Origin of the sequence: Aneurinibacillus sp. REN35, from assembly GCF_041379945.2 — a bacterium.
In the GTDB taxonomy this organism is placed as follows: Bacteria; Bacillota; Bacilli; order Aneurinibacillales; family Aneurinibacillaceae; genus Aneurinibacillus.
Genome location: NZ_JBFTXJ020000001.1, coordinates 191208 through 213457, shown reverse-complemented (window position 1 = coordinate 213457; position 22250 = coordinate 191208). Strand labels below are relative to the sequence as shown.

25 protein-coding genes are annotated in these 22250 nt (G+C 47.5%); 9 read left to right on the top strand and 16 right to left on the bottom strand.

The window, feature by feature from the left end; genetic code table 11:
• Positions 1 to 115 precede the first annotated feature (115 nt).
• From AB3351_RS01070 to nadE, 6 genes are all read right to left on the bottom strand, one after another.
• The gene (locus tag AB3351_RS01070; protein WP_371145261.1) at positions 116 to 547 is read right to left on the bottom strand and encodes a MaoC/PaaZ C-terminal domain-containing protein; all 432 of its coding nucleotides are present in this window, start codon (positions 545 to 547) and stop codon (positions 116 to 118) included.
• 16 nt (positions 548 to 563) lie between these two features.
• Complete coding sequence (locus AB3351_RS01065; protein ID WP_371145260.1) at positions 564 to 1007, bottom strand: MaoC family dehydratase N-terminal domain-containing protein; 444 nt, start codon at positions 1005 to 1007, stop codon at positions 564 to 566.
• Positions 1008 to 1082: 75 nt separating this feature from the next.
• The gene (locus AB3351_RS01060; RefSeq protein ID WP_371145259.1) at positions 1083 to 1550 is read right to left on the bottom strand and encodes a DinB family protein; all 468 of its coding nucleotides are present in this window, start codon (positions 1548 to 1550) and stop codon (positions 1083 to 1085) included.
• A gap of 31 nt (positions 1551 to 1581) precedes the next feature.
• Positions 1582 to 2487, bottom strand: a complete 906-nt coding sequence (locus AB3351_RS01055; RefSeq protein ID WP_371145258.1) for a TIGR01777 family oxidoreductase — start codon at positions 2485 to 2487, stop codon at positions 1582 to 1584.
• A 12-nt stretch (positions 2488 to 2499) separates the two neighbouring features.
• Positions 2500 to 3573 (bottom strand): M42 family metallopeptidase, encoded by a 1074-nt coding sequence (locus tag AB3351_RS01050; protein WP_371145257.1) that lies wholly within the window; start codon positions 3571 to 3573, stop codon positions 2500 to 2502.
• 87 nt (positions 3574 to 3660) lie between these two features.
• Entirely contained in the window at positions 3661 to 4491 is an 831-nt protein-coding gene (gene nadE, locus AB3351_RS01045) for an ammonia-dependent NAD(+) synthetase (RefSeq protein WP_371145256.1), read from the bottom strand.
• A 259-nt stretch (positions 4492 to 4750) separates the two neighbouring features.
• Between nadE and AB3351_RS01040 the strand changes: the two genes are divergently transcribed.
• Together AB3351_RS01040 and AB3351_RS01035 are read left to right on the top strand one after the other, a co-directional pair.
• Positions 4751 to 5203, top strand: coding sequence for a DUF4304 domain-containing protein (locus tag AB3351_RS01040; protein WP_371145255.1), 453 nt, complete (start codon positions 4751 to 4753; stop codon positions 5201 to 5203).
• A complete protein-coding gene (locus tag AB3351_RS01035) occupies positions 5200 to 6264 on the top strand; it encodes an EAL domain-containing protein (protein WP_371145254.1) in 1065 nt (354 codons plus the stop codon). The genes AB3351_RS01040 and AB3351_RS01035 overlap by 4 nt, the downstream gene beginning before the upstream one ends.
• Before the next feature lie 12 nt (positions 6265 to 6276).
• On the opposite strand, the gene AB3351_RS01030 is transcribed toward AB3351_RS01035, so the two are convergent.
• Positions 6277 to 7257, bottom strand: coding sequence for a GGDEF domain-containing protein (locus AB3351_RS01030; protein ID WP_371145253.1), 981 nt, complete (start codon positions 7255 to 7257; stop codon positions 6277 to 6279).
• 198 nt (positions 7258 to 7455) lie between these two features.
• Here AB3351_RS01030 and AB3351_RS01025 point away from each other — a divergent pair, with 198 nt between their 5' ends.
• From AB3351_RS01025 to AB3351_RS01010, 4 genes are all read left to right on the top strand, one after another.
• Positions 7456 to 9510, top strand: coding sequence for an ATP-dependent DNA helicase (locus tag AB3351_RS01025; protein WP_371145252.1), 2055 nt, complete (start codon positions 7456 to 7458; stop codon positions 9508 to 9510).
• A 131-nt stretch (positions 9511 to 9641) separates the two neighbouring features.
• Positions 9642 to 9920, top strand: a complete 279-nt coding sequence (locus tag AB3351_RS01020) for a hypothetical protein (protein ID WP_371145251.1) — start codon at positions 9642 to 9644, stop codon at positions 9918 to 9920.
• An 80-nt stretch (positions 9921 to 10000) separates the two neighbouring features.
• The gene (locus AB3351_RS01015) at positions 10001 to 10339 is read left to right on the top strand and encodes a DUF1360 domain-containing protein (RefSeq protein ID WP_371145250.1); all 339 of its coding nucleotides are present in this window, start codon (positions 10001 to 10003) and stop codon (positions 10337 to 10339) included.
• Positions 10340 to 10444: 105 nt separating this feature from the next.
• Entirely contained in the window at positions 10445 to 10726 is a 282-nt protein-coding gene (locus AB3351_RS01010) for a hypothetical protein (protein ID WP_371145249.1), read from the top strand.
• Positions 10727 to 10765: 39 nt separating this feature from the next.
• On the opposite strand, the gene AB3351_RS01005 is transcribed toward AB3351_RS01010, so the two are convergent.
• The 6 genes from AB3351_RS01005 to AB3351_RS00980 all read right to left on the bottom strand — a co-directional run bounded on the left by AB3351_RS01005 (position 10766) and on the right by AB3351_RS00980 (position 16804).
• Positions 10766 to 11785: a glycosyltransferase family protein gene (locus AB3351_RS01005; protein WP_371145248.1), complete on the bottom strand. Its 1020-nt coding sequence runs from the start codon at positions 11783 to 11785 to the stop codon at positions 10766 to 10768.
• Positions 11786 to 11796: 11 nt separating this feature from the next.
• Positions 11797 to 12471: a glycosyltransferase family 2 protein gene (locus AB3351_RS01000; protein WP_371145247.1), complete on the bottom strand. Its 675-nt coding sequence runs from the start codon at positions 12469 to 12471 to the stop codon at positions 11797 to 11799.
• A 121-nt stretch (positions 12472 to 12592) separates the two neighbouring features.
• A complete protein-coding gene (locus AB3351_RS00995; protein ID WP_371145246.1) occupies positions 12593 to 13159 on the bottom strand; it encodes a hypothetical protein in 567 nt (188 codons plus the stop codon).
• Positions 13160 to 13481: 322 nt separating this feature from the next.
• Positions 13482 to 13667, bottom strand: a complete 186-nt coding sequence (locus AB3351_RS00990; protein ID WP_371145245.1) for a hypothetical protein — start codon at positions 13665 to 13667, stop codon at positions 13482 to 13484.
• Between the two features lie 141 nt (positions 13668 to 13808).
• Positions 13809 to 14192 carry a M67 family metallopeptidase gene (locus tag AB3351_RS00985; protein ID WP_371145244.1) on the bottom strand — a complete coding sequence of 128 codons (384 nt, stop codon included), beginning with the start codon at positions 14190 to 14192 and terminating at the stop codon, positions 13809 to 13811.
• A 23-nt stretch (positions 14193 to 14215) separates the two neighbouring features.
• Positions 14216 to 16804 carry a coiled-coil domain-containing protein gene (locus tag AB3351_RS00980; RefSeq protein WP_371145243.1) on the bottom strand — a complete coding sequence of 863 codons (2589 nt, stop codon included), beginning with the start codon at positions 16802 to 16804 and terminating at the stop codon, positions 14216 to 14218.
• 200 nt (positions 16805 to 17004) lie between these two features.
• Between AB3351_RS00980 and AB3351_RS00975 the strand changes: the two genes are divergently transcribed.
• The 3 genes from AB3351_RS00975 (at position 17005) to AB3351_RS00965 (ending at position 19106) form a co-directional block, all read left to right on the top strand.
• Complete coding sequence (locus tag AB3351_RS00975; protein WP_371145242.1) at positions 17005 to 17784, top strand: BMQ_0737 family morphogenetic spore coat protein; 780 nt, start codon at positions 17005 to 17007, stop codon at positions 17782 to 17784.
• 69 nt (positions 17785 to 17853) lie between these two features.
• On the top strand, positions 17854 to 18414 hold the full coding sequence (locus tag AB3351_RS00970; protein ID WP_371145241.1) for a hypothetical protein: 561 nt from the start codon (positions 17854 to 17856) through the stop codon (positions 18412 to 18414).
• A gap of 251 nt (positions 18415 to 18665) precedes the next feature.
• Positions 18666 to 19106, top strand: coding sequence for an ASCH domain-containing protein (locus AB3351_RS00965; protein ID WP_371145240.1), 441 nt, complete (start codon positions 18666 to 18668; stop codon positions 19104 to 19106).
• A 186-nt stretch (positions 19107 to 19292) separates the two neighbouring features.
• Here AB3351_RS00965 and AB3351_RS00960 read toward each other — a convergent pair whose 3' ends face one another.
• The 3 genes from AB3351_RS00960 to wecB are packed head-to-tail and all read right to left on the bottom strand — an operon-like array spanning position 19293 to position 22187.
• Complete coding sequence (locus AB3351_RS00960; protein WP_371145239.1) at positions 19293 to 20117, bottom strand: dTDP-4-dehydrorhamnose reductase family protein; 825 nt, start codon at positions 20115 to 20117, stop codon at positions 19293 to 19295.
• Positions 20114 to 21103: a polysaccharide biosynthesis protein gene (locus AB3351_RS00955; protein ID WP_371145238.1), complete on the bottom strand. Its 990-nt coding sequence runs from the start codon at positions 21101 to 21103 to the stop codon at positions 20114 to 20116. The genes AB3351_RS00960 and AB3351_RS00955 overlap by 4 nt, the downstream gene beginning before the upstream one ends.
• A complete protein-coding gene (gene wecB, locus AB3351_RS00950; RefSeq protein WP_371145237.1) occupies positions 21096 to 22187 on the bottom strand; it encodes a non-hydrolyzing UDP-N-acetylglucosamine 2-epimerase in 1092 nt (363 codons plus the stop codon). The genes AB3351_RS00955 and wecB overlap by 8 nt, the downstream gene beginning before the upstream one ends.
• Between the last annotated feature and the right edge of the window lie 63 nt (positions 22188 to 22250).

Sequence of the window (22250 nt, the reverse complement as noted above, 5' to 3'; positions counted from 1 at the left end):
GACAATATAGAAGAAATAGCTGGAAAGAGGCTCACAGAAGAATAAAAAATCCCCTGCTGGGGAACACGCATACATAACATGCGGTCTTTTGCAGGGGATTGATTATGCTACACGGCTACGTACGCGGCAAAAGCGCCTCGCAGGTACCCTTCACCTTTACTTCACCTTTTTGATCGACGGCCTGTACTTTAATTTTAACGAAGATGCCTTCGTCCGTCTCTTCTTTGGCCGTGATTTGTCCACGGACAGTAATTGTATCACCTGGACGGGTGATCGCCGAGAAGCGAACGCCGAACTTTGTGATGGAAGAACGCGGTACCCATGTAGTAAGCGCCTGTCCCACAAAGCCCATAATCAGCATGCCGTGGGCAATGACACCGCCAAGTCCGGCTTCCTCTCCCACGCTCTCAATCGTATGAATCGGGTTAAAATCACCTGATGCCCCGGCAAACTTAATCAGCTGCATCCGGGTTACAGGCGGTTTTTCAAGGGCCGGCAGCTCTGCTCCCGCCTCGAATTCGCGATAAGTAAGCAGATACGGTTTCATGTTCTCTCTCCTTTGTTTACGGTGTTTTGACCAGCATCATGCGTGCGGCCATTACCTTCTCTTCATTCTGGTTACGATAAATCGTTTCAAGCGTATAAATCGCCATGCCGTTCCGCTTTGACTTAACATCTGTTACCTTCGTTTCTGCATGAATCGTGTCGCCTGCACAGATCGGAGCAAAGTACTCATACTCCTGCTCACCGTGCAGCAGCTTCTTCATATCGATCTCAAGCTGCTCCATTAAGTCCTCAAAGCTTGGACCCGCCCACATATCAATGACTTCCGGAAATGTCGGCAGGATGGGAAGCGCGTCGAATCCTTCCTCCTTCGCCTTTGCTGCGTCGGTATAGATCGGATTGTCATCGCCGATCGCCAGCGCCAGCTCTCGAATCTTTCCAGCTTCGACCTTACCGCTGTAAGGCTCGAATATGTAACCTTTTTTATCCTCTGGGCTTGCCACAGTATCTGTCCCCTTTCTCTTTATGTATCCATTTCCTATGTATCGTTGTTTTCTCCCCCATTATACAACAAAAGCTTATTCCTGCCCCTCCAAGATGAGGCGGTGCAGCTTTTTAATTTTTGCAGTATGAACATCCACGTGCTCGACCAGTCGTTCAACCATTTCCTGCACCGTTAACGCACCGTCTTCTGCATGGTATCCTCTCCGCTGCCAATCCGTATCAGATATATTGCGTAAAAATTGTGCATTGACCTGACGAAGCAGATTAAATAGCTGTATATACAACATCATATCCAGCTTATGATAGTCCAAGCGCGCTGTCCAACGATCCTGGTCATACGGTAAAATCTTAGGAGCTTCTTCTGCTACGGCCTGCTTTATTCGTCCTGTGTAGACAATCTCCGCATCCACTACATGAATGACAATCTGATGAATACTCCACCCTCCCGCTTCAGGTACAGCTTTTAATTGATCAGCTGTTATTCCGCTGATCGCTTCTTTGATAATCGTGCTTCCCTTTGCATATTTTTCTACCAAATCCATTTGAACTCTCCCTTTTTTAATTTGCCTGCGGCTACATTTTGCTTACCAAATCCTGAATCGCACGGTCAATTACAGCATAATGAAAATCAAACCCATGCGCTACAGCCTTCTTCGGTGCAACATGCTGCCCCTGCAATAAAAGCTCCGACATCTCCCCCAATGCCAGCGCCATGACAAAGCCTGGAACCGGCAGCCAATGCGGTCGATGCAGCTTGCGTGCAAGAGCATGTCCAAACTCTTCATTCGTTACCGGATTAGGAGCCGTTGCATTGACCGGCCCTTCCATTCTTTCATTTTCAATACAAAAATTAATGAGTCGAACATAATCGGCAATATGAATCCACGAATGCCATTGACGCCCGCTGCCGACTCTCCCCCCCGCAAACATCCGATACGGAAGCGCCATTTTAGAAAAGGCTCCTCCGTCTACACCAAGCACCAGTCCGGTACGAATCTTCACCAGCCTTACGCCGCGAATACGGTCTGCTTCGGCCTCCCACTGACGACTTACCTGTGCAAGGAAATCATCTGCAATTGCTTTGCTGTCTTCATCAAATCTAGCCGTATCAGACTGGCCGTAAATTCCGATGGCTGATCCATTGATAACAACATCAGGCTTTTGCTGCAACTGGGATACCGCGGCTGCAATCTTCTGTGTCGTATCTACCCTTGAGAGTAGAATCCGCTGCTTGCGCGCCTCGGTCCAGCGTCCGCTGTTAATTGATTCGCCTGCCAAATTAACGAGTACATCGATGCCCTCAAGCCGCTCGGGATGGCTTTTCAGCTCATCCCATGTTATGCACGCAGCAAAGGGAAACGATTCCTTGACTTTCATGCAGCTTCTCGAAATGACAATGATCTCATGCTTTTTTTTACGCCAATCTTTTAGTAGATGCGTACCGATAAAACCACTTCCACCAGCAATTGCAACTTTCATATGAATTCCTCCTTATTTGCGCTCAAGCTTGCCATACTGTGTGAGGTATACGGGGGATGGGGTTGTTAGATACAAGTGCAGCAAGCGTGCCGTATGCTCTACGCTCTCCGTATGCGTGCGCTCAAGCGAATGTGAGGCATCGACTCCCGGTCCGATAAGTCCGCGAATCAAATCATGCCCGGATGCCAGCGCCGCGCTTGCATTTGATTTATAGTAAGGGAAAATATCAATTTTATGCGGAACCCTATGCCGCTCCGCCAATTCTACAAAGAAACGGATAAACTCCCGGTCATATGGTCCGGAGGAATCCATCGCACAAAAAGAGACCTCATACTCACTTGAACGCTGCCCAGGCCCGACAATTCCAATGTCTAGTGCTAAATATTCGTTTACCTCGGGTGATATATTGGAATTGCCGCCATATCCGATCTCCTCATGCGTATTAATATAAAAATACGTTGTTACCGGAAGCTCAGTACCACTCCTCTTAATCTCAGCCAATGTTTCAAGCAGAATAGCTACATTGATTTTGTTATCGAGATAGCGCGACTTGATAAATCCGCTGTCACTTGCAACCATCCGGTGATAAAAGACAACAAAATCACCTACCTCAATCCCATGGGCGCGTACATCTTCAGCCGTATGCACCGGAATATCAAGCCGAATCTCCATCAGCTCCTCGGTACGCGGCATCTTCTCGTACTCTTCTGACAAGTGGGCAGAGGCATACACCGGAAGAAGCGTTCCTGTGATCTTTTTTCCGTCACGCGTCAGTATAGTACAGTATTCGCCTTCGACAACATTCCAGGAAAATCCTCCTACTTTCATGATGCGCAGACGACCGTTGCTTTTCACTTCCTTGACCATCGCTCCCAATGTGTCGATGTGCGCTGTAATCATGCGCGGGTGTTTCTGCTCCTGTCCCTTTATGCTGAAGAACAAGCCGCCTTTGCGGGTACGGCTCGCCGTAATACCGATCTCCTCCAAATAGCTCTCTAGAACCGGTATAATCATATCCGTATAGCCAGCGGGACTCGGTACATCGACCAGCGTCTTGAAACGTTCAATAATTTTATGAGCATCCATACAATGGTGCACTCCTCTCCTAATTCTTTGTGTCCGGTTCGAAAAAAGCCCTCACAGCCGAAGCTGGAGGACTCATTCTTATCGTTGTTATTCCTTCCACCATCTATCCTGTGGTGTTACCGGTTCGTGACGTTTGTGGCGTGTTTTCATATAATGTCCTTCAATCGTCTCGGCGGCTTTTTCACTTACCTCTTTACCTTCTAGATAATCATCAAGCTCTTCATACGATACGCCAAGCGCCGTCTCATCCGGCAGCAGTGGCTTGTCTTCTTCAAGGTCTGCTGTTGGCACTTTCATATACAAGCGCTCTTCTGCGCCCATTTGCTTCAACATCTCGCGGCCCTGCCGCTTGGTAAGCCCATACAACGGTGCCACGTCACAGGCCCCGTCTCCGTATTTTGTGAAAAAGCCTGTGACCGCTTCTGCTGCATGATCCGTTCCAATCACGAGCAGCTTATAATGTGCTCCAAGATCATACTGCACCTTCATACGCTCCCGCGCTTTCACGTTACCCTTCAAGTAGTCGGATAGCTTCTCGCCCGTAGCCTCTGTAAATGATTGATAGGCGGCATCCACTGCTGGCTTCACATTCACGGTAAACGTCTTATCCGGTTGGATAAATGCCAATGCCCGCTGTGCGTCATCTTCGTCCTTTTGTACGCCGTATGGAAGCCGCACCGCGACAAATATATAGTCTTTTTTCGTTTCTGTACGCAGTTCTTCGACGGCGCGCTGCGCCAATCGACCTGCCAGTGTGGAATCTTGTCCGCCAGAGATGCCAAGCACATATCCCTGCATGGTGGATTGCGTTAAATATTCTTTTAGAAAATCAATGCGTCTTCTTTCTTCCTCAGCCGGTTTGATTTTTGGTTTTGCACATAATTCTTCAATGATTTGCTGCTGCAGCTGATGAGCCATAGATATATCTCGCACCTTTCTTTACATAGTTATAATTTTCTATTATACCTGTTCTATTTCGCACACTACTAAAAGTTTGTACAATTATTTCTCTTATCTTATTCCCCAAATTCTCTCAGTTGAACATTATATTTACGAGGTCCGACCATTTGCCTGTTCTTTTCATACTCGCTCTTTCTTTTAATGTATAATAATTGTAAAATAAATATATAAAATATGCAAAACTATGCACCGCATACTAGGAGTAAGGGAGAAGAGTATGAATCAAGCTACCTTGCATATGCAGCAGGTACTGCGCGAGAGAATTGTTCCTCTTTTACATGAGCGTAATTTCACCGGCCACTTTCCTCATTTTCGCCGCCTGTCTGATAAACAAATCGATCTGCTTTCCTTTCAATTTAGCAAGTGGGGCTATTACTTTTATTTGGAAGCGGCTGTATGTTCGCCGGATGGTGCATACATGCTGTGGGGAGAAAAAGTTGCGCCCAATGACGTACGTGCTGTTGATATTCTTGATGTTTCCAAACGCACAGTTCTAGGTACACGTAATGGGGATTGTGATTTTTTTTATTTTGTATACGAAGAACGCGAGGGGAATGCGGACAATTACTTTCTTGTCGCATCTCAGGTTCTTTCTCTTTTGAACCAGGCTGAAGCCTGGTGGCGCAAGATGGCGATGGCACATAACAAGACTGGGGAGGAAAAACAATGAGACAACAGCACGAATGTGAGGCTTGTCAGCTTGCCGATAGAGGGTATATGCTTTACTTTTGCAAAACGTTGGACATATCCTTTCTGGATACATATGCAGCAGCGGCCGCTGCGCACGAATGGCGACAGGTGGATGAGGGCATGTACTGGATGACTGAATCTCTTTTCTACGACATGATGGATTATTTGCTTGCCCACTACGAAGAAGATGACGTACGTGCCATGCCTGCAGGGCCGCTGGATTCGCCTTTTGACCCTTCATCTATGCGCCCCATTCAGGCATTTCGAGGAGAACGGGAGGCAAGCTGGGTTGATGATGTCATTCGTACTCGCTCTCTTCTCACGTACTATCAACCTATTTTAGCGCGGAAGAACAACCGCATGGAAATTATCGGCTATGAGTTGTTAACGCGGGGCATCGATCCGGATGGCCATATTATTTCACCTTTTCACCTTTTTGAAGCAGCACGCCTGCGAAATCGCCTATTTGCATTGGACCGAGCCTGCCGCCTTGAAGCTGTTAAGAATAGTACATGTATTGGTACGGATCAGATGGTCTTTATTAATTTTTTACCGACCGCCATCTACAATCCAGAGCACTGTCTTGCGTCAACGTGCCGCATGATAGAACAAGCGGGACTGCGGCCGGAGCAGATTGTATTTGAAATTGTGGAAAGTGATGAAATCAAAAACGTGGAGCATCTCAAGTCCATTCTTCGCTATTACCAGCGTCAAGGCTTCAAATATGCGTTAGATGATGTAGGAACCGGTTATAATAGTCTTCGCCTTCTGTCAGAATTGGAGCCGGATGTAGTGAAGCTGGCAATGGAATTCGCAAACGGCATCAGCAGCGATCCCGCTAAACAGCGCACGGCGAAGGCGATTTTGGAACTCTCCCGCGAGTTGAACGCCAAGCCTTTGGCGGAAGGAGTGGAATCAGCAACCGATTTTCACTTTTTATGCGAAATGGGCTATGAATTATTTCAAGGCTATTATTTCGGGAAACCAGCAGCAAAACCTCTCTTAGCGCTTCCTCCCACGTTCATTCATCCGACAGGGTAATGGAGCGGAAAGTTAACCTTCCCGCTCCATTTTTGACAAAAGGGACGTCGCTCCCTCTGTGCTGATGGCTTGATTGCGTCCCTGCTGTTTGGCCTTGTACAGGGCTTGATCCGCTCCATCGATAAGCAGAACCTTGTCATCGGCGCGCACAGGATACATCGTCGCTGCCCCAATGCTCGCTGTGATGCAGGCATCTACGGTAGAGGAGATATGCTCGATACGAAGCGATGCGATGCGACAGCATAACTGCTGCGCACAGGAGAACGCTTCTATCCGCTTCGTATCCGGCAGCAGCACGGCGAATTCTTCGCCCCCATACCGGGCAACCAAACAATCCGGCAGCGCATCCTCAAGCGCCTTGGCAACCTGCCGCAAGCACTCATCCCCCTGCAGATGTCCATACGTATCGTTATATGCCTTAAAACAGTCAATATCGATGAGCAAAAGGGAAAGCGCCGTCTGCCATTCGTCTGTTAGACTCTCGTCAAAACAGCGGCGATTGGAAATGCCTGTCAGGCCGTCCATCATCGACAGCTTGCGCAGCTTCTCATTCGCTTCATAAAGCATGCGTTCCATCTCTTTACGTGCTGTCACGTCACGGATGATAACCTGAGTCGCAGGTCTTCCCTCATACATGACCGGAATGGTAGAAATCTCAGCATCGATGATCCTTCCATTTAGATGGATCAGCTTCTCCTCAATCCGACCGGCACGCCCTTGGTTTTGATATGATCTGGCAATCCGCCTCTCCGCCACATCGATCGTATCTGGATGAATAAAATCAAGCAGCGGCCTGCCAATCAAATCTTCTGGATAGGCTGCGCCAAATAAATCAACCCCAGCCCGATTGATAAATACAAACCTGCCTTCTGCATGCACCGCAATCGTATCCGGCGAATGCTCCACCAATAGACGGTAGCGCTCTTCACTCTCATGCCAGGCCCTTTCTACTTTTCCACACCCATCATCGCCATATTCTTTCCCCAGCATCATCCTCACCCCGAACCCTAGTATTTCTCTTTTTTCTTTTACAACGTATCATTCTATAACGTACATACTTCTACTATATTATTCCAATATCCTCTGTCCTTTATCAGGAAAGTTTCGAACAGATACAGGAAACAACTTCATAATGGTAGAATCAGAACATTCGTTTTGCTATGATGAAAGAAAAATGTAAGGATCGAACGTATGGCAACGTACTCAAAAACACTGCATCGCATATTTAAACGAAATGGAATTCTGTCTGGTTTCCTGCCGCAATACCAGCCGCGACGCGCGCAATTTGAGATGGCTAATCTCGTCCTGCGCTGCTTAAAGCAGGAGAAGCATGGTCTGATTGAGGCTGGTACCGGAACAGGTAAATCATTTGGTTATACTCTGCCTGCTGCATGGTGGGCGTTAAAAAATGAAAAGCGCGTCATCATCTCGACCAATACAATTACGCTCCAGCAGCAGCTTCTAGAAAAGGAACTGCCAATGGTACGCAAGGTTCTTCATGCACTTGATCCGGAACTTGCCGAAGATTTTCATTATGAGCTGGCAAAAGGGCGCGGCAATTATATCTGCAAACGGCGATTTGATGAACTATTAAAAGATAGTCTGACAAAGGAGGTAAAGGATCAACCTATTCTGCAGCATGTAAAGAAAAAACTGCCCTCCTTGAAAATAGGGGACCGCGATGAGGTGGCACTGCCCATGCCTCCGGGACTTTTTTCAGCCATACAGGGTGATGGTGAAGATTGTATGGGCAAAAACAGTCCCTTCTATAAAGAATGCTTCATCCAACAGGCACGTAAAAAATTGCAGAATGCGCAAATCATTGTCGTTAACCACGCCCTATTCTTCACCGATCTGATCCTTAGGCGGCAAGGTGCCAGCATTCTTCCCGAGTATGATGCGGTAATTATGGATGAAGCCCACCGTGTGGAAGATCAGGTTACCAAACAGTATACGTACCATGTCAGTATTGAAGAGGTGAATACGCTATTCAACCGCTTCTTACGAAAACGGGCGCACTGGGCGCGCGAGCTTGATGCACCGGATCTCGAGCGTCAGGTAGAGGGAATTCGCGTCCGGCTGACAACACAGCTTATCGAGCTGTTCGCCCCGCTTTCCCGCGCGCTAGCCGAGAGGCCACAGAATGAATACTTACTTAAGAAAAACATTGCGCAAGCCGATATCTGTAAGCCCTATTTCAACGAGTGGAAAATGGCTTTCATTGACAAGCGAAAGGAGTTGGAATCAAAGGAGGGTGAAGGAGAAACCGTGATCGGGCTCAGTCGGTATATCGGACAGATCGAGCAAATGGAGCGGATGGTATGCCATGTGCTTGCAAATCAATCGCCGGACGAATGGGCGACATGGGTCGCATATGAAGAACCTCCTCATAAAGAGCATATGCCGCTGATTCGGGATGAATTCGCCTGGGCTGCTATGCTGCACCTATATTCAGCGCCCATCGATGTAAGCGGAATTCTTAGAGAAGAGCTTTTTGAGCAAAAAGCCGTAATTCTCACCTCTGCAACGCTGACAACACAGGGAGACTTCTCCTTTGTTGCTGGACGGATGGGGATTGATGAGTATGAGACGATGGAGACACCAAGTCCCTTTAAATATGAGGAGCAGGCGGTGCTGCTTGTGCCGGAAGACGCTCCGGCACCGACCGAGCGAGAGTATGAGGATTTCCTCATCGCTTCCATGAAAGAGATTGTGGCTGCCACACGCGGCCGGACATTTCTCCTATTCACCTCATACAGTCAGATGAACCGGATCTATGAAGCCATGGAGCCATGGTTAGAACGCTATCAACTTAAGGGTCTCTTGCATGGCCCGCAGCTTTCACGCGATCAGCTTCTTCAGCAATTCCGTACCGACACCAATCATGTGTTATTCGGCTGTGAATCATTCTGGGAGGGCGTGGACGTGCCTGGTGACGATCTCGTTTGCGTGGTGATCGCCAAGCTGCCTTTTCCTGTGCCGAGCGACCCGCTGACCCAAGCCCGGACCGAAAGACTGCGCAAGCGGGGGCGCGACAGCTTTATGGAATATATGCTTCCCTTCTCTATTTTGCGCCTCAAACAAGGATTCGGGCGGCTGATTCGTACACGACGCGATCGGGGTGTCGTCGTTATTCTTGATTCCCGTCTGCATACAAAACGCTACGGTCATCAGGTCATAAAGAGTCTCCCGCCTGCTAAGCTTGCGAAGCATATGGATGAGCTGCATCGTTTCTTCACGGGGTAGCAAATACAAAACCACCGGACACTTTCGGTTCCCTCCCGACATCCCCTGCATATACTGTATATACACACTCTCTTTTACAATGCGCGGTAGCTGCTCGGGGAACGGGCGGGCAAGAGGACAGGAGGGGCCTTATGTGGGTTGTAGAAAATTATCGTCCCTTCCACCCCATTTATGGACGGGGAAAACGCTTCAAAGCAGGTACGCGGTTCATCTGGGAAGTGGCGGATGTGCTCTCAGGCGGGCATATACTGTTTCGCTTTACAACCATTGATGGTAGAAGCCAGTGTCTACTCACAATGCGCGAGCTCGACCACTTCGTTGAAGTATCGGACGATGTACTTCAACGGCTCATGGAAGAATACGAGAATATGAAAAAACGAAAAAAAGATACCGACAAGCAAGAAGAATAGGGATCTCTCTATTCTTTTTTTTGCGCACTTACGAGGGTGACAGGCATACAATACAACATAGAAAGAAAGGGGGTGTTTATTTGCCGGAATTATCCTGGCTCCACCTTGTCGTTTTGATTCTAGCATCATTTCGTTTGACCCATTTGATCGTGTTTGACGAAATCACCGCATTTTTGCGTAATCCCTTCCTTACGATTACGTTTGAAGAGACGCCGGACGGGCAGGTCATTCGCCATGTGGAAATCAAAGGTCAGGGGCTTCGCGCCTGGATCGGTTCACTTCTAAGCTGTTACTGGTGTGTAGGGATATGGATAGCGGCATTCATCGTGGCCTTATATGTCCTCATCCCTGCCTCGTTCCTGCTGTTGCTCGTATTAGCAATTGCTGGTGCTGCCGCAATTATTGAGACCAAGGTTTAATTTTTGAGCAGATAGTCCCTAGACCGCCTTTTCTTACATGCATGCGTACATCTGCGGAAGCAGCATGTTTATTCCCGTAATACAATAATGGTAAATGGGGTGAACATGGTGGATGATAGGGACAACGTGATTCCATTTCCGACAAGGGAAGAAAGACGGCAGCGGGAAAGGAGAGAGAAGCAGGCAGGTATCCCGCCCCGTCCTATCTCCGATAAAGAGCAATTGCTCCAGCTCGTGTTCGAATATCGAAAACAGTGTGGTGAATTGTTTGAGCTTTGTGTGAAATCAAGGCTATTGGTGATTGAATACCGTAAACGATATATGGATATATACGAGAAGCTGCAGCAAGAACGCGAAAAAACATACCGGCGCAGACAAAGGGAGTAACGCGGGACACATTCCCGCGTTCACTTTTTATCTGTGCTGTCAAAAAAGATGCTGGTGAATAATCGCAAGCGCCTCGTCGGCCCGCTTCTCCCACGTATTCTCACGAGCAATCTCCATCCGCCGTGCGATGCGTGCGGGCGTATTCTCTGCAAGCGCCCGCTCAATTGTCTGGTGACATGTATGAGCGTCTATAAAGTATACCGCTTCCTCCCCAAATCTCGTAAGCTCATTCATACGTGTAGCCAAAACCGGCTTGCCAGCAGCAATGTATTCATAGAATTTGGGCGGGTCGCATCCTTTAATCATATTTGTTAGCACAAACGGAATGCATGCCGCATCAAATTGGGCCAAATAGCGCGGAAGTTCCTCATAATCTTTGTGCGGTAGGCTAATGACGCGCGGATGGACAAGTTTATTGCGAAAGAATTTGTTATCACCAATCAATACAACTTTATACCTTTCTGCGATGCGACGGATCAATCCGTAATCAATCCAGGTGGACAAGGCTCCATAGAATCCCACGATTTTTTCATCGGGTGCACGTACAGGAAAATCAGGGGGAGGTGCCTGTGGATTCGCTGCCTGACTAAAATGTTCATAGTCAGCGGCATTGCGGTTCATATACAGCGGCTTGCCAGATGATGCATGATAGTTATACATCTCCTGTGCTGTAGATACGATAACATCGGTATATTTAATAGCAGCAGGCAGATCTCGCTTCCAAAACGCAAACTCTCCTTCCGGGTTATCGATGGCATCGAACACAACCAAATCAAACAATCCTTTGCGCTGTAGATAACGATAATGAGGTGGGAAGGTGAACCAGAATACCTTTTTTCCACGCAGGAGATGGCTATAGTCTGTATACTGCCGGACAATATATAAATCCTCCGCCAATTCGACAATCGGTGCTGTGAGCATGCGAAAAGATTCTGTCGTCACGAAGATGGAACGTACACCGGGCCGCTTGGCAAAGGCCGTAAGAAGCTGCTGCGGTCGATTATACAGCAAATACCAGTCCACTGTAGCCGGATACACAATCGTAATGTCCTCACTCATCCTATCCCTCCTTATCCGCGTACGTCTGCGATCAATTCCACTCCTTTTGCATACGCATGGATGGGGCGCAGCGTCGTATCGCAGTAAATACTAAAGCCAAGCTGTTTGGCAGCCTGACAGAACGGAATATCCTCACCATAATAATTCTCCGCATACCTCACACCTGCCTCGACTACCGATCGTTTAATCGCATAGACGGCACCTGTTACGTCTACAGGAATTACGCCGCTTGGAATTCGCTGCAGGTGCATGCCCCGAATCATAATATTATGAGCAAAAATCTGTACACTGTTGCGGATAATCATGGAAATAATATCTTTGTCATGATCAAGCAAGGTGCGAAGGCTGCCGGGCGGAATAATCACATCCGTATCGATTGAAAACAAATGCGTACAATCGCTGCGCAAGAACTCTTCGAGCACTAGATTGCGCAAGCACGCCAGATTGCGAATTGAATATTGTCCTCTGATATGCCCATGCGTCCGCCCCAGATTATGCACGTCATATCGCATGCCATAGCGCGTAAGAATCGCTTCCGTATCGTCTGTACAATCGTTGACTATGTAATAGAATTGTTTTTCTACCTCTGTCTGGGCAAGAAGCGCTTCGAGATGCCGGGGCAAAATCCAGCCCCGATCGCGCACCGGTGCGGCAATCATCACTTTGCTTCCGCTTGCTTTGCTCATCGCTCATCTCCCCTTTCCTTCACAATAAATTCAGGGAAGCTTGTCTGCGTTACGCATTCGCCATTTTATAAAAAAGAAAGAGGAGGCCTGTTTAAGCTTACGCACAGCCTCCTTCTCTCTATTACACAAGCGGTGTTAAGTCTTTATTCAATACCGTGAGACCTTCAATATTAAAGAATGTTACCGGCGTAGGTCCCACTCCTCCCTCCGAAGCCCATGTATTGATGATTAGATTGCGGCCAGGACTCTGAATAATGAAGCGCAGTTCATAGTGCCTAGAAGGAAGCCCCGCATACGTAAATTCCTGCCTGCTATTCGGCCCGATCAATGCCCCTGTCTCAAAAATGGGCAGCACAGTCGTCGCACTCGCCCCACTTCCCCAGTCATACACACGAAATGTAACAAATTGGGCGAACGAAGCATTCAGATTCAATACGTCTGCATGAGCCACTACTGATTGTGGCGCAATATTCTCTGGAATAAAGAGCGGTCCGGTTGATAGCGTTATAGCTGTTGATGCTGGCGGACATGGATTAGGTGGCGGGCATGGCTTTGGTGGACACGGTTTTGGCGGACATGGTTTGCATACGACACATTCGCATTGAATCCGGCAGGTGCATGTATCCGAGCAGCCGCATCCCTTTTTTGTGAAGCAATCCGAATGCCACCACCAGTTCGAAGAAGACATTTCTCTCATCACCCCTCACTAGTAAAATCATGTATAGTTCATTATATTTACTAGACTCTCAACCTGCCTCCGCTCTTGCACTGCTTTTAAATAAAAATCAGAGAGAATAAAAAAAGCCCGCTTGCTACAGCACGGGCTTTATCAGCATCCGACCGTTTCTCTGTTTGGCCCCCACCAATTAGATTATCGAGTCAGATTTACTATATTGTATGCTATGAATCTACTATATGGTGCAATCCTTCTAGCAAAATAAACGGCACGGGCAGCCCAAATAAAGAAAAGCACACGTATTGTTTTCAATAAGTGTGCTAAACGTTCCGTCCTATTTCTTCGGCCGTCCTTTGCCGCAGGCGCAGCCACCGCCCATTTTTCCATTGTACAGATTCTTAATCGTTGGGTCCGACGAGTGATAACTCTTGATCGGATTACTTGCGCTGGGCATTTTAGGCATGCCCGTCCCTGTGTATATTCTTCGGGAAGAAGAGCCGTGATAATAATGTCCTGTCATGCTTTCTCCTCCATCCTTATAACGTGCATATTGTAATTGTATGCGTGTCTTATTGCAATCGTGTCGCCTCCTGGGCAAGTCCGGGCTTTGCCAAAGGAAAAAGAGGCAATACCCCAGATAGAGGAGTCGCCTCTCTTCGTCTTATTGTTCTATAATTTTAATTTCCAGCTCTTCCATACGTCCTTCATTCATACTATATCCGCACAATTCGCCTTCCTTATTTGCAAGCGAGAGAATAAGATAGGGCAGATCAGGATAGGGATTATAAGCAATATCTCGCGCCGATGGCACAGGGCGTGCAGTCGGGTGGGAATGATAAAGACCCGTTAGCCTCTCTCCCTCTTCCGCCATTGCGCTCAATACCTCAGCTACCGTTGCTTCCGAAATTAAAAAACGGGTGGGACTGTGTGCTTCATTTTTTACCGGCCACAGTGTGCTACCATGCCACGCCTGTGTACTTGAGAGGAATCCGCACGCCTCTATCGGTATCTCTTTGAGGCAATGCTCTAGTAATGCCTTATACACCGCGCTCTCTATCGTAAATATCTTCATTCCGTCTGCGGTGGTGTGAAGGTCGATAGTGTTTTTTTTAATCCGAGAAATAAATCGGGCTCCTGGGATGATTTTGTTCGCAGCGCTATTTCCGGAGGCGAAGCAGCGGGAGTCGTGGAAGCGGAGTTGCTTCTCTGCGGCTGGAACGAGTTTAAAAACTCGCTATCCTGCACTCCCTGAGCTGTACCGCCTATCGCCGAGTGTGAAGCCGAAGCGTTCATCGCCTGATAGGGAGAGGGCTGAGCTGCCCCGCGATAGGCATGCTCGAAGGATAATTGATAAGGCGATGGGTGCTGATACTGCTTACCTGCTTCCTGCGCGGCAAATTGGGTAAACCACGGTCTTCGATCTGCATTCGCTGTTGTGTACATGCGTGGGTTCATTGTCATGGCTGCCTCTCTTTGCTCCTGTATCTTTCGTTCGCGCAATGTCTGCTGGCTGACCAGATTACGTGTAAACCAGTTATCTACGCTTCGCTGGACTGGCGCTGCTGTTCGAGACTGCTCTTCGCGCTTCCATTCTTCTACCTCATATTTATAATCCCGGTTCCAGGTTCTCTCACCTGCTGCGCTCCCTTCATCCTGTTGCACATATCTCTTCTTCGGCCGCTCCAAGCGCTGCTTTAACTCTTCAATCTGTTTATTTTTCACATTCACTTCCGCCTCTGCCTGCTGCCGCGCCTCTTCAATTCTTTGCGCAGCTATCCGCCCTTCTTCGTCTATTTGTTGGCGCAAAGAGACAATTTCCTGTGTTTTTTTGGTTAGCTCTACTTCCGTCCTGCCGCGCAGCTCTTCGATACGCTGTGCTTTCTCAGCTAACTGTTCTTCTGCTTCCTGCAGCTTCTCAGCGAAATGGGCCAACTGCTTTTGCAGATGCTTACTTTGTATCTCTTCCTCAAGCTCATTTAATTTGTGGAGGCGTTGGGCTTTTTCGATTTCATATTCAAGTTCAATGATACGTCGCTGCCATTTCCCTTTTTCCTGCTCCAGAGTACCGCTCTTCTCTTCTAGCTGCAGCTTTAGCTCTCGAATCGTTGTATCCTTCGCATTCACACCAGCTCGCGCTTCTACCATTTCTTCCTCTAAAAGATCGAGGCGTTTTTGCAACTGCTTTTTCTCGGCGAGAAGGGATTTATTTTTTTGTCTCAACTCTGCATTCAGCGTATCCATCTGCTCCTCCTGCATCTGAAAGCGGCGGCTCACTTCTGCTAGTCGTTCTTCAAGTCTGGTCTTCTCCTGTGTATACTTCTCCTCTTTTTGCTCAAACCGCAGTTTTAACTCCTCAATTAATTGATCTTTTTCTTCTAAGTATTCCTGCGCTTCGATTAGTTGTTCTTCAAGTTCTGTAATGTGCTGCTGAATCTGCTCATCAATTATTTGGTCCTTCTCAAGCAGACGCTCTTCCGCTTTCTTTACTTCCGCCTCTAGATACTCGATGTGCCGTTGAATTTGTTTTTTCTCTTCTTCATATTCTGATAAGTTCTGTACTTCGTTCACCTGCTCTTCAAGCTGATAAATATAGTGCTCGATCTCCTTTCGTTCTGCATCGTATTCAGTAAGACGATCTTTCAACTGGCGCCGCAGTTCTTCGACCGCCGCATTTTTTTCGCGGGCATCCCTGCGCGCTCCCTGCACCTCTTCTTCCAAACGCTTCATTTCCTGCTGGAGACGGTCCTGCTCGTCGTCGTATTCTTCAATTCGTCGCTTCAACTCCGCTCTGACCTCCTCAATTTGCTCATTCGTTTCCATAATGCAGCGTTTGGCATCATCAAGCTCAGCACTCAACCGTTCTTTCTCTTCCCTATACGCTTCTTCCTGTGTTCTATGCTCAAGCGCCATCCTTGTAAGAGCTTCTTCTCTCTCCTGCTGACTCTCTGCCTGCTGCTGCTCGTGTATACCTGTTAGCTCTGCCAAGTTCTTTTCCTTAGCTTCTAGTTGATCCACCAAATCAGCAATCTGCTCCCTGGCCTCTGCGAGTTCTTCCTCAAGCGAGCAGAGTGTAGCCTGGAGCATATGCTCGGCTTCTGCCGTCTCAATTGCAGCAAGCGGATAGGATTCACCAGACTCAAGTGCGGAGATCCGCATCAGCAATGCCTGCCGCTCTGCTTCAGCCTGCTGTCTCTCCCTCTCTTGGGTACAGGTGAGCTGCGCAAGCTCTTCTCTGCTCTGTTCAAGCGCAGTCTCAAGCGTCTGAATATGCTCATACAGGTCGCTCTCTAGCTCGCCGGAGCTCTCCACCTTATCTAGTTCATTATTGTTTGCTTCGCTAGCAGCAAGTTGTGCAAGCAGCTCTTGCCGCGCTTCTTCCGCCTGTCGTTTTTCCTCGCTTAAACGTGCTATTTCGGCCTGCTGCTGCGCGGTTTCTTCTTCTAATGAGAGGATCTGCTCCTGCATCTCCTCCATACGGTAATTGCCGAAGTTTTCTTTGTAATATTTCACCCTCGTTTTGTAGCGCGAGAGTTCCATCTTATAGCGTGAGAGCAGCGTCTTATTCTTTGATAGTTCCGACTGGAGGTTGATTAATCTTTGCCGGAGCTGCACGTTGGTGGCATCGTTCGGATCAAACCGTGCTAAACCATCCTTCACCTTTTTCACTCCTTCGCCATATATTGCAATGCGCCTATGCCTACCATCTATCTTTATCTGTATGCGCTAAGGGAGAGATGGGTGAAATGAGGAAGCAAAGAATAAAATTCCGCGAATACCTAGAACTGTATAGGCCGTAGTTGTATATGATAAATTAGTTCGAATCCCCCATCAATTATTTTGGAAAGGATGATTATTACATGCAGGAAAACAATGTTAACAGACCCACACTCATTCAAGGCGGTCAAGAAACATTGTGCATCAGGGTTCCGAAAGTGTATGACTGGGTTACTCGCCAGGTTGACATCCCTACACTGAGTTTCAATGGTGCTTCAGGACTTGGAGCGCTTGGATTTAACTGTGATGGCGTGCTTGGCGCCGACCCATGCGCATTTCTCACCGGTCCTCTTTCCGTTGAATGCGTGCCAACTGATGCCAATGGCAATCAAATCGATCCGCTCGATCCCGATGTGATTGCACTCGGATTAATCGAGGTTCGTGAATTAACGGATCCAAACAACCGCGAGGATGTCACAGTAACACTCCCAGGACCGACACCGCGCACGATCACACTCCAACGTGTCAAAGTTCTGAAAAAGGGATTCGTACGTATTCGCGTTACTGGAACCAACCCGGCAACCGGCGCACCTGTGACTTGCGTCTCTTTGCCGCAGCAATGGGTTGTAACAGAGAAATTCTTCCTCTGTGCTCCACGGGGTACGCGCCTGAACGTCCACATTACAGACTTCCAGTGTGATGCTCATCTGTTCTGCGGACCGATTCTTGGTGCGCCAACTCCAGCGGCTGACACATTCAGGCAGCTCGATGTCAATATTACAATGTGCCAGGATGTACAGATGGAAGCGATCGTGAAGCTTGAGATCGATGCGAACTTCTGTATGCCTCGTCCGGAAATTCCATTTGAATGCCCGCCATTCAGCGTACCGCAGCAATGCATGGATATTTTCCCGACAATGTAGTCAGACGATCTATAAGCTTCAGACAAGAAGAGGGCATAGCCCCTCTTTTTGTTGCATAAGGAGGAACACATGAGCACAGGGATGTATCAGAAAATAAAAGCATACTTTACAGAAAAAAGAGAGACGAATAAAGCGCAGAGCGCACAGGTATATGAAAGAGCCGATATCTGCTGCGACGCGTTTTTTAATTACTCGCTGGTTCTCCCGGAAAAAGATGAGCCTAGCGAGGAAATACTGATCATGGGCAGCTTCGCTATGAAGAATCAGGGAATAAAAGATTTGCATCATCCGATTATCTGCATACGGATCAAGCCGGTGGAAGGAAGCCGATTAGGCGGAAAAATCGGTACGCTAAAAAAACAAGAACAGTTCATAAACGCCTCCCCCCTAGAAGAATGGGAATACGTACACACCGACTGGAAGGATCGAATCAAGGACAAGGGAGAGCATTGGCTCCGACCGCTGCACTGCAGCACAATTCCGCCAGGGGATATGCTGGTTTTCTCAAGCTTCGATCTTTGCTTCTTTATGCCGCGTGAGAGTCGATCTGTCATTGTGGATGGCTTTGTATTTTGTGATGAATTTCCATCAGGTGTAGCAGCTGCTAACAGTATTATCATCAATTTCTAACTCTCTTTTTTGCGGCCGCCAAAAGGAGAAAAAGGCAGAAGTCTTAGTTTAAATAGACTAAATTAATAAGAGGATATTATGTTCAATATATGAGCATATATCCTCTTTTCTTATCTATATTAGATTTGTTAATTAGAGACTGGAATTATAGTTTACTATGTATAAAATGAAAAGAACGTGTGTTTATTTTGAGTGGAGGGTGAAGTTTCTTTAAGAATGTTTAATAAAGATGATGCAAAGGATGATAATGTATGAATAAGGTACAACAATTTTGGAATGATTTTTGTGTAGCAAATCAAATGGACGGGATTGAATATAAAAATGCTTTTCAATTTGGAGCTTCCGCTGATTGGTTAGCTGATTTAGTGGTTGAAGGGAAGAAGACAGCCACCACTTCAGGTTTTGTATTTTACGAGTTGGAAAAGGAGCCTATACCGCAAGCTGGTGAATATAATATTGTTTTAGATGGGCAGGTAAAGCCCGTTGCAGTCATTCAAATTCAATCTGTTGAAGTTGTTCCAATGAATGAAGTAACAGAGGAATTTGCTTTAGCAGAAGGTGAAGGGGATTATCGTTTTTGGTGGGATGCACACGAAAAGTTTTTTACCAAATTATTAAAAGAATACAGTGTAGAATTTTCACCACATATGTTAGTCGTATGTGAACGTTTTAAAAACGTATATTCCAAATAAAGTGGTTAAATAACTTTAAACGCTATAGGTAAGATTAGTTTTGCTATTCAACTAACGGGTGCTTAGTTGAATAATAAAGGACGTAACATACTATATATGACTACTATGTTATGTCCTTTATTTTGTAAATCTTTTTTTAGTTTAGGTCTTGATAAACTAAGGTTTCTGCCTTTTATATATAACGTTTTATTGCTCCATCCACCGCTTCAAATCAAGAAGCATATTAGGATATGGAGGCACCGGATAGGTGAAATCCGTCCGTGTACTGCATAGGCTCTTGTCGGATACCATTGCATCATCCGGCTCAATCAATACCCGATCATGCCCGAATGTCTCCTTCATCAAACACAACAGTTCATATTTGGAGATTTTTGCGGGGGCTGCTATCTGGACAAGCCCGGTAAGCGGATAAGTAAGCGTCCATTCAATTACCTTTGCAAGCTCAAGCGTGGTTACCCCATTCCAGAACACGCGCCGAAATCCGCGTATGCATCCACGCTGCCGCATAAACCATGCAAACAGACCGATTGCGTCTTCTTTTGCATCCGGGCCGATGATAGAGGTACGCAGCGTTACGTGCGGCGTTTCCGTTACCTCCCCCAGTGTCTTTGTCCGCGCATACACGCTCGTTCCATCAGGTATATCCGCTTCCGTATAGCCGCCGCGCGCACCGGAGAATACGCAATCCGTACTGATATGAATCAACCGGTATCCGTATGTGCGGCTCATGGATGCCAATCGGTGCGGAAGCACACTGTTTACACAGATCGCATCCACAAGATGCTTCTCCGCCTCTTCATTCAAAATACCTGCCGCATTAATCACAACAGCAGGCTTTACACTTTCAAGCGCATACGTAAGCTTTTCTTCATCACGAACATCCAGTTGGACATGCTGCTTATCTGTCAGCTCTTCTCGCGTTGTCTGCCATACTTCATAAGATCGCGCACGCAAATACTGCACAATCATATGTCCGGCCATACCATTGCCACCGATAACAAGCACCCTCATGTAAGAAAGCCCCCTTGATGCAGCATCTGTTCAATCTCCTGCGGTGTCATCAGATTCATATTGGATGCATAGTGGGTAAACGATGCCTTCGTCAGATGTCCGTAACGCTGCAACAACTCCTCAGTAGGATGGGTAGGTAAAATAACAAAATACTTATCATTATATACATACGTATGCGGCGCTTCGTAGCTAGAAACAAGCACTTCATGCAGCTTCTCGCCAGGTCGAATGCCGACTTCACGCACAGCAAGCGGATGATTGGCAAGTTTTGTAATCATAACCTGCGCCAAATCCTCAATTCGGCATGCATTCATTTTCATAACAAAGGTTTCTCCGCCTATCGCAGCTTGTGCAGCCTGCAGCAACAGCCCAATCGCATCTCCGACCGTTAGGAAGAACCTTGTCATATCCTGTGATGTAAGTGGTATTTCTTCATTCTGAAGAATTTTGTTGCGAAAAAACGGAACGACGCTACCTGTCGTGCCAAGTACATTGCCGCCGCGTATGCAAACGAACTTGGTTTTTTCCTCGAACCGATTGGCGCGAATCATCAGTTTCTCCCCAAAAGCCTTGGTCATCCCATAGAAGTTAACGGGGTCCACCGCTTTATCTGTAGAGACATCAATGACCTTTTTGACCCCAGCCTCTATGCTTGCTTCAATTATATTTTCCGTACCCATCACATTCGTCTTTAACGCTTCATCCGGCTGGAATTCGCAGACAGGCACATGCTTAAGCGCCGCTAAATGAAATACATAATCCACATTACGGCAAACCGCGCGCACCGCAGCCTTATCACGTACATCACCGATAATGAATGTAAGCTTTGGATGATAGTCAAGGCTCCGCTGCATGCTTACCTGCGCGCCTTCATTACGGGAAAAAATACGAATCTCTTCTGCGCCTGCCGCAAGCAAGCGGCGTGTCAGCTCCTGTCCCCATGATCCGGTTCCTCCGGTTACAAGTACGGTCTGGCCCTTAAACATAATGTAATCCTCCCAATACAAACTGTGCCACCTTCGTAGACACATGCGGATCACGATATCCTTCCGGTGCTTCCCATGTGTGGCGCGAGTGAATCATCGTCTCCACACAATGAGCGATATTTGCGGCATCAAGCCCTGATAGAATGTTGCTGCCGCATAGAATTGTTTCCGGCCGCTCGGTACTGCGGCGGATCGTTACTGCCGGAACACCAAGCAGACAGCTCTCTTCCTGTACGGTTCCGCTATCCGTAATTACACAGCGTGCATGCTTTTGCAGATGAACAAAGTCAAAAAAGCCAAACGGCTCACACAGTCGAACACTGGGATGAATCGCATTCATGCCAAAAGAAGCCAGACGACTGCGCGTTCGTGGGTGTACACTGCAGAGCACAGGCAGCGATAACTGCTCTGCAGTGCGACGCAGGCCGTCCATAATACTGCGCAAACGCTCCTCCCTATCTACATTCTCTGCTCTGTGGGCCGTCACCACGACATAATCACCTTTTGAAAGGCCCAGACGCGTTAGAACATCGCGTCCATCAATTTCGCTTTTATAATGCTCCATCACTTCATAAATAGGATTACCCGACACCCAAATACGCGTAGGAACAGCGCCTTCACGCAGCAGGTTCTCGCGGCTTAGCTTCGTATAGGGAAGGTTATATGAAGCAACTGAATCGATAATCTTTCGGTTAATTTCTTCCGGCACTGTCGTATCATAGCAGCGATTTCCGGCCTCCATATGATATACGGGAATCCCCATCCGCTCCCCAATAACAGCGCATAGCGCACTGTTTGTATCCCCTAGGACAAGCAGACGATCCGGCTTCTCCTGCTGAAGCAAACGCTCGACTTCACCAAACATCCCTGCTACCTGCGTGCCAAAAGAATGGCCGGCAAGCTGGATATGATGATCGGGCTTGCGAATTTTCATCTCATCAAAAAAAAGATCGCTCAGCGAGCGGTCATAATTCTGCCCCGTATGCACCAGAATATGACGCCCAGCAAGCGTATCTAGCTTTTGAATCAGCAGGCTTAACCGGATAATCTCCGGCCTTGTGCCTAGAATGGTCATTACTTTCACCGTGTTCGTACACTCCTCTCTTTACGCATAAGCCGCTATTTATTCTTCTAAAAAACGCGGGTG